Consider the following 7,714-nt stretch of genomic DNA (forward strand, 5'->3'; position numbering starts at 1 on the left):
TCGTCGTCCGGAAGGACCCCCATGCAACACCGCAGACCGCGCCTGTCGAAGAAGGCGAAGACCTTCGCCTCCGCCCTGGTCGCCCTCGCCGCCGCGGCAGGTGTCACCGTCGCGCAGGCGGGCGAGTCGAGCAAGAAGTGCGGGGCATTCGACACCGTCACGCTCGGCAAGTACTACGTCAACAACAACCTCTGGAACCAGGAGAAGGCCGTCGGCTCCCAGTGTGTCTGGGACAACTCCCGCTCCGGCTCGACCATTTCCTGGGGCACGAACTACAACTGGGCCAACAGCGCCACCGGCAAGGACTACGACGTCAAGACGTACGCCAGTACGGTCCTCGGCTGGCACTGGGGCTGGAAGGCCGACAAGGCCGCCACCCAGCTGCCGATCCGCGTCGGCGACCGCAAGCCGGTCCGGACCACCTGGGACTTCACGGTCAGCTCGAACCCGGGCGTCATGAACGTCGCCTACGACCTGTGGCTGCACAGCAAGAACACCGCGGACTGGCAGGACCAGCCCACCGACGAGATCATGATCTGGCTCAACCGCCAGGGCGGCGCGGGCCCCCTCGGCACCAAGACGTCGAGCGTCAGCCTCGGCGGCGCGATGTGGGACATCTACGAGGGCGACATCGGCTGGAAGGTCCACTCCTTCGTCCGCCGCGCCAACACCACCAAGGCCACCCTCGACCTGGACGACTTCACCCAGGCCCTGGTCCGCCGCAAGCTCCTCACCAACGACAAGTACGTCTCCGGTATCGAGGCCGGCACCGAGGTCTTCAAGGGGACGGGCCGCCTGGACACCAAGGCGTATTCCGTCGACATCGGCTGACGGACGCGCGAGGGCTGGTGGGACCGTCCGATATCGGGTACATACGATCGAGTAGCACCGATCGGTAACGTACGGTCCTCAAGATCCCGATTCGCGGCGAGGTGAGCCTCATGACCGCAAGCCCAGCCAAGCCCTCCGCCCAACCCTCCGCCAAACCCACAGTCACCGAACGGGAAGCCCGCGAGGTGGCGGAGGCCGCCCGGGAACAGGGCTGGCGAAAGCCCAGCTTCGCCAAGGAACTGTTCCTAGGCCGCTTCCGGCTCGACCTCATCCACCCGCACCCGCTCCCGCCCACCGAGGACGCGCGGCGCGGTGAGGAGTTCCTCGCCGCCCTGCGCGACTTCTGCGAGACGAAGATCGACGCGGCCCGCATCGAACGCGAGGCGCGGATCCCCGACGAGGTCGTCAACGGCCTCAAGGAACTGGGCGCCCTCGGCATGAAGATCGACACCAGGTACGGCGGCCTCGGCCTCACCCAGGTGTACTACAACAAGGCCCTCGCCCTGGTCGGCTCCGCGAACCCGGCGCTCGGCGCGCTGCTCTCCGCCCATCAGTCGATCGGCGTACCGCAGCCGCTGAAGCTCTTCGGCACCCAGGAACAGAAGGACGAGTTCCTGCCGCGCTGCGCCCGCACCGACATCTCCGCCTTCCTCCTCACCGAACCGGACGTCGGCTCGGACCCGGCCCGGCTCGCCACCAGCGCGGTACCGGACGGCGACGACTACGTCCTGGACGGCGTGAAACTCTGGACGACCAACGGCGTCGTCGCCGACCTCCTGGTCGTCATGGCCCGCGTCCCCAAGTCCGAGGGCCACAAGGGCGGGATCACCGCGTTCGTCGTCGAGACCGCCTCCGAGGGCGTCACCGTCGAACACCGCAACGCCTTCATGGGCCTACGTGGCCTGGAGAACGGCGTCACCCGCTTCCACCAGGTACGCGTCCCGGCCGCCAACCGCATCGGCCCCGAGGGCGCGGGCCTCAAGATCGCCCTGACGACCCTGAACACGGGCCGCCTGTCGCTGCCCGCGATGTGCGTCGGCGCCGGGAAGTGGTGCCTGAAGATCGCCCGGGAGTGGTCGGGCGTACGCGAGCAGTGGGGCAAGCCGGTCGCGCTGCACGAGGCGGTCGGCGCGAAGATCAGCTTCATCGCGGCCACCACCTTCGCCCTGGAAGCGGTCCTCGACCTGTCCTCCCAGATGGCCGACGAGAACCGCAACGACATCCGCATCGAGGCCGCCCTCGCCAAGCTGTACGGCTCCGAGATGGCCTGGCTGATGGCCGACGAACTCGTCCAGATCCGCGGCGGACGCGGCTTCGAGACCGCCGAGTCGCTCGCCGCCCGCGGTGAACGGGCGGTCCCCGCCGAACAGGTGCTGCGGGACCTCCGTATCAACCGCATCTTCGAGGGCTCCACGGAGATCATGCATCTGCTGATCGCGCGCGAGGCCGTCGACGCCCATCTGTCGGTCGCGGGCGACCTGATCGACCCCGACAAGTCCCTCTCGGACAAGGCGAAGGCGGGCGCGAACGCCGGGGTCTTCTACGCCAGGTGGCTGCCGAAGCTGGTCACGGGCGCAGGTCAACTCCCGCGTTCGTACGCGGAGTTCAAGCACGAGGTCGACCTCTCGCCGCACCTCCGGTACGTCGAACGCAGTGCCCGCAAGCTGGCCCGCTCGACGTTCTACGCCATGTCCCGCTGGCAGGGCCGGATGGAGACCAAGCAGGGCTTCCTCGGCCGGATCGTCGACATCGGCGCCGAACTGTTCGCGATGAGCGCGGCCTGCGTACGCGCCGAACTCCTGCGCGCCCAGGGCGAGAACGGCCGCGAGGCCTACCAACTCGCCGACGCCTTCTGCCGTCAGGCCCGCGTCCGCGTCGAGGAACTCTTCGGCCGCCTGTGGACCAACACCGACGACGTCGACCGCGCGGTGGTCAAGGGCGTCCTCGCCGGCACGTACACCTGGCTGGAGGAGGGCGTAGTCGACCTCTCGGGCGAGGGCCCCTGGATCGCGGACGCGACCCCGGGCCGGGCGAAGGGCGAGAACGTCCACCGCCCCATCCACTGACGTCCATCGCTATCGACTAACGGTTCCCCGCCCCCCCCAAGGGGCGCGGGGAACTGCGCGACAAGCCCCCACAGACCGGCAGCCGACGAACTACCTACCGAACCACCTGCCGAACGCCCCACCCAGCGGAGCGCTCAGCACTTCTTGTCGCTCGGATCGCTGGTCGTCCACTTGCAGTCGTCCACCTTCGACCCGTTCGCTCTCGTCAGGATCGCCGTGTCGCTGGTGTTGTTCCAGACGTACCAGCCCCGCTTCTGGAACTTGGTCGCCGCCGTGTCCGTCCCCTTGCCGGTACGGATCTTCATCGTCTTGCCCGCGCCGATCTTCAGATTGGCGAAGGTGTACTTGTGATTGGCGACGTCCTTCAGGATCCAGCCCTTGAGCGATATGGACGCCGAGCTGGTGTTCTTGATCTCCACCCACTCCCCGTTCAGGGACGCGTTGGAGCCGTTGTCCGAGCCCGGACTGTCGAACCACACGTGCTTGATGACCACACCCCCGGCCGCCTCGGCCGGAGTGCTGAGAACCGCGCCGGTCAGCGCGACCGCGCCCGCGAGCGCGGGCAGGGCTGTACGTCGGATGCGCATCGAGATCCCCCCAGGATTTCGTTCACGACTGAGTCCACGACTGGCCGGTCGTCCACCGGCCAGGCCAGAAGTGATATCACATGATCTGTAGATCGATTTCGCATATGGACACTCACTCGGGGGACGCACTGTCCTCACTGTCAGTGGTTGCGGCCACAATGGAGAGATGACCGACAGTCCAGCCCCCCTCGCAGACCCGCACCTCGTCTTCGACCCCGTCGCCGGAGACGCTCCGCGGGACGTGGTGATCCTCGGTTCCACCGGGTCGATCGGCACCCAGGCCATCGACCTCGTGCTGCGCAACCCGGACCGCTTCCGGGTCACCGGGCTCTCCGCCGCGGGCGGCCGGGTCGAACTCCTCGCCGAGCAGGCGCACCGGCTGGGCGTCCGCACGGTCGCGGTCGCCCGCGAGGACGCCGTACGACCCCTGCGCGAGGCGCTGAGCGGGCGGTACGGCGCCGGGGAGCCGCTCCCCGAGATCCTCGCCGGACCGGAGGCGGCCACCCACCTGGCGGCCTCGGCCTGCCACACGGTGCTGAACGGCATCACCGGCTCCATCGGCCTCGCCCCCACCCTCGCCGCCCTGGAGGCGGGCCGCACGCTCGCGCTCGCCAACAAGGAGTCGCTGATCGTCGGCGGCCCGCTGGTCAAGGCCCTTGCCAAGCCGGGCCAGATCATCCCGGTCGACTCCGAGCACGCGGCCCTGTTCCAGGCACTGGCCGCCGGCACCCGCGCCGATGTGCGCAAGCTCGTGGTGACGGCCTCCGGCGGCCCCTTCCGCGGCCGTACGAAGGCCCAGCTGGCCGACGTGACGGTCGAGGACGCCCTCGCGCACCCCACCTGGGCGATGGGCCCGGTGATCACGATCAACTCCGCGACCCTCGTCAACAAGGGCCTGGAGGTGATCGAGGCCCACCTTCTCTACGACATTCCCTTCGACCGCATTGAGGTGGTCGTGCACCCGCAGTCGTATGTCCACTCGATGGTTGAGTTCACGGACGGATCGACACTGGCGCAGGCCACGCCCCCCGACATGCGCGGCCCCATCGCGATCGGCCTCGGCTGGCCCGAGCGCGTACCAGACGCGGCACCCGCGTTCGACTGGAGCAAGGCGTCGACGTGGGAGTTCTTCCCGCTCGACACCGAGGCGTTCCCCTCGGTCGGCCTCGCCCGCCACGTGGGGCAGCTCGCGGGCACGGCCCCCGCGGTGTTCAATGCGGCGAACGAGGAGTGCGTGGAGGCGTTCCGCGGCGGCGCACTGCCCTTCAACGGGATCATGGAGACCGTGACCCGGGTGGTCGAGGAACACGGCACACCTCGTACGGGAACTTCCCTGACCGTCGCGGACGTCCTTGAGGCGGAGTCCTGGGCGCGGTCGAGGACCCGGGAACTGACAGAACAGGCGAAGACAATGGCGGAGGCCCGTGCATGACGACACTGATGATGATCCTCGGCATAGTCGTCTTCGTGATCGGCCTGCTGGTGTCGATCGCCTGGCACGAGCTGGGGCATCTCTCCACCGCGAAGCTCTTCGGCATCCGCGTACCGCAGTACATGGTCGGCTTCGGCCCGACGATCTGGTCGCGCAAGAAGGGTGAGACCGAGTACGGCATCAAGGCGATCCCGTTCGGCGGCTACATCCGCATGATCGGGATGTTCCCGCCCGGCCCGGACGGCCGGATCGAGGCCCGCTCGACCTCCCCCTGGCGCGTGATGATCGAGGACGCGCGCGCCCAGTCCTTCGAGGAGCTGCTGCCGGGCGACGAGAAGCGCCTGTTCTACACCCGTAAGCCGTGGAAACGGGTCATCGTGATGTTCGCGGGCCCCTTCATGAACCTCATCCTCGCGGCGGCCCTGTTCCTCGTCGTCCTGATGGGCTTCGGCGTCTCGCAGCAGACCACCAGCGTCAGCTCGGTCTCCAAGTGCGTCATCGCCCAGAGCGAGGGCCGCGACGACTGCCGCAAGACCGACGCGGCCTCCCCGGCCGCCGCGGCCGGCCTCAAGGCGGGCGACAAGATCCTCTCCTTCGGCGGGGTCCAGGTCGACAGCTGGAACAAGCTCTCGGACGAGATCCGCGCCAACCCCGGCAAGGACGTCGCGATCGTCGTCGAACGCAAGGGCGAGCAGCTCACGCTGAACGCGAAGATCGCCACGAACCAGGTCGCCAAGAAGGACTCCAGCGGCCAGATCGTCCAGGGCCAGTACGTCACGGCCGGCTTCCTCGGCTTCAGCGCGGCCACCGGCATCGTCCGCCAGGACTTCGGCGACTCGGTGACCTGGATGGGCGACCGGATGGGCGAGGCCGTCGACTCCATCGCGAGCCTGCCCGGCAAGATCCCCGCCCTGTGGAACGCGGCCTTCGACGGCGGTGAACGCGCGGCGGACTCCCCGATGGGCGTGGTCGGCGCGGCCCGGGTGGGCGGCGAGATCTTCACCCTGGACATCCCGCCGACCCAGCAGTTGGCAATGGCATTGATGCTGGTAGCGGGCTTCAACCTGTCTCTCTTCCTCTTCAACATGCTCCCGCTGCTGCCGCTCGACGGCGGCCATGTCGCGGGGGCGCTGTGGGAGGCGCTGCGCCGGAACACGGCGAAGGTGCTGAAGCGGCCGGACCCGGGTCCGTTCGACGTGGCGAAGCTGATGCCGGTGGCCTATGTGGTGGCGGGCATCTTCATCTGCTTCACGCTGCTGGTGCTGGTGGCGGATGTGGTCAACCCGGTGCGCATCTCATAGCCACCCGGGGTTTCCGGGAAAGTTCTCGACGAGTTCGCGACGAGTTCGTGACGGCCGGGCACCGTGGGAGGTCCCACGGTGCCCGGCCGTTCCCCAATGAGTGGGTTTAGGTGCGGGATGTGCTCGGGCCTGGGCCGGTGCCGTAATCTCGAAGGCCGGAGCCCGCCGTTCCCGGGACCGGACCTTGAACCACAACTTGGGGTTGCACAGCAGATGACTGCGATTTCTCTCGGCATGCCGTCCGTTCCGACCAAGCTCGCCGAACGCCGGAAGAGCCGGCAGATCCAGGTCGGTTCGGTGGCCGTTGGCGGAGACGCGCCGGTCTCGGTGCAGTCGATGACGACGACGCGTACGTCGGACATCGGGGCCACGCTCCAGCAGATCGCCGAGCTGACGGCTTCCGGCTGCCAGATCGTGCGGGTGGCGTGCCCGACGCAGGACGACGCGGACGCGCTGGCGACGATCGCGCGCAAGTCGCAGATCCCGGTGATCGCCGACATCCACTTCCAGCCGAAGTACGTGTTCGCCGCGATCGAGGCGGGCTGCGCGGCGGTGCGGGTGAACCCGGGCAACATCAAGCAGTTCGACGACCAGGTCAAGGAGATCGCGCGGGCCGCGAAGGACCACGGCACGCCGATCCGCATCGGCGTGAACGCGGGCTCGCTGGACCGCAGGCTGCTCCAGAAGTACGGCAAGGCGACCCCGGAGGCGCTCGTCGAGTCGGCCCTGTGGGAGGCGTCCCTCTTCGAGGAGCACGACTTCCGGGACATCAAGATCTCGGTGAAGCACAACGACCCGGTGGTCATGGTGAACGCCTACCGCCAGCTCGCGGCGGCCTGCGACTACCCGCTCCACCTGGGCGTGACGGAGGCGGGCCCCGCCTTCCAGGGCACGATCAAGTCGGCGGTGGCCTTCGGAGCGCTCCTGAGCGAGGGCATCGGCGACACGATCCGCGTCTCGCTCTCGGCGCCGCCGGTCGAGGAGATCAAGGTCGGCAACCAGATCCTGGAGTCCCTGAACCTCCGCCAGCGAGGCCTGGAGATCGTCTCCTGCCCGTCCTGCGGACGCGCCCAGGTCGACGTCTACAAGCTGGCCGAGGAGGTCACGGCGGGCCTGGAGGGCATGGAGGTCCCGCTGCGCGTCGCGGTCATGGGCTGCGTGGTGAACGGCCCGGGCGAGGCGCGGGAAGCGGACCTGGGCGTCGCCTCGGGCAACGGCAAGGGCCAGATCTTCGTGAAGGGCGAGGTCATCAAGACGGTGCCCGAGTCGAAGATCGTGGAGACGCTGATCGAGGAGGCGATGAAGATCGCCGAGCAGATGGAGGCGGACGGAATCGCGTCGGGCGAACCGTCGGTGTCGGTAGCGGGCTGATCTCGCCCCCGCCGCCCCTACCCGTTCCCATCCTTCTGGGGGCTGCGCCCCCAGACCCCCGCCTGTCGCGCTGAACGCGCTCGTCCTCAAACGCCGGACGGGCTGAGATGCGGGTGCCTGGGGTGG

6 protein-coding genes are annotated in these 7,714 nt (G+C 68.6%); 5 read left to right on the plus strand and 1 reads right to left on the minus strand.

What is annotated here, in order from left to right; all coding sequences use genetic code 11:
* Positions 1 to 21: 21 nt before the first annotated feature.
* Positions 22 to 831 (plus strand): GH12 family glycosyl hydrolase domain-containing protein, encoded by an 810-nt coding sequence (locus CW359_RS39080; RefSeq protein ID WP_105974980.1) that lies wholly within the window; start codon positions 22 to 24, stop codon positions 829 to 831.
* 110 nt (positions 832 to 941) lie between these two features.
* Positions 942 to 2,897, plus strand: a complete 1,956-nt coding sequence (locus CW359_RS39085) for an acyl-CoA dehydrogenase family protein (RefSeq protein ID WP_105974981.1) — start codon at positions 942 to 944, stop codon at positions 2,895 to 2,897.
* A gap of 134 nt (positions 2,898 to 3,031) precedes the next feature.
* On the opposite strand, the gene CW359_RS39090 is transcribed toward CW359_RS39085, so the two are convergent.
* Positions 3,032 to 3,484 carry a lamin tail domain-containing protein gene (locus CW359_RS39090; protein ID WP_105974982.1) on the minus strand — a complete coding sequence of 151 codons (453 nt, stop codon included), beginning with the start codon at positions 3,482 to 3,484 and terminating at the stop codon, positions 3,032 to 3,034.
* 166 nt (positions 3,485 to 3,650) lie between these two features.
* Between CW359_RS39090 and dxr the strand changes: the two genes are divergently transcribed.
* From dxr to ispG, 3 genes are all read left to right on the plus strand, one after another.
* Entirely contained in the window at positions 3,651 to 4,916 is a 1,266-nt protein-coding gene (gene dxr / locus CW359_RS39095) for a 1-deoxy-D-xylulose-5-phosphate reductoisomerase (RefSeq protein ID WP_105974983.1), read from the plus strand.
* Between the two features lie 8 nt (positions 4,917 to 4,924).
* Positions 4,925 to 6,217: a M50 family metallopeptidase gene (locus CW359_RS39100; RefSeq protein WP_198655553.1), complete on the plus strand. Its 1,293-nt coding sequence runs from the start codon at positions 4,925 to 4,927 to the stop codon at positions 6,215 to 6,217.
* A 213-nt stretch (positions 6,218 to 6,430) separates the two neighbouring features.
* Positions 6,431 to 7,588: a flavodoxin-dependent (E)-4-hydroxy-3-methylbut-2-enyl-diphosphate synthase gene (gene ispG, locus CW359_RS39105; protein ID WP_105974985.1), complete on the plus strand. Its 1,158-nt coding sequence runs from the start codon at positions 6,431 to 6,433 to the stop codon at positions 7,586 to 7,588.
* The last annotated feature ends 126 nt before the right edge of the window (positions 7,589 to 7,714 follow it).

The organism is Streptomyces geranii, assembly GCF_002954775.1.
Taxonomy (GTDB): Bacteria; Actinomycetota; Actinomycetes; order Streptomycetales; family Streptomycetaceae; genus Streptomyces; species Streptomyces geranii.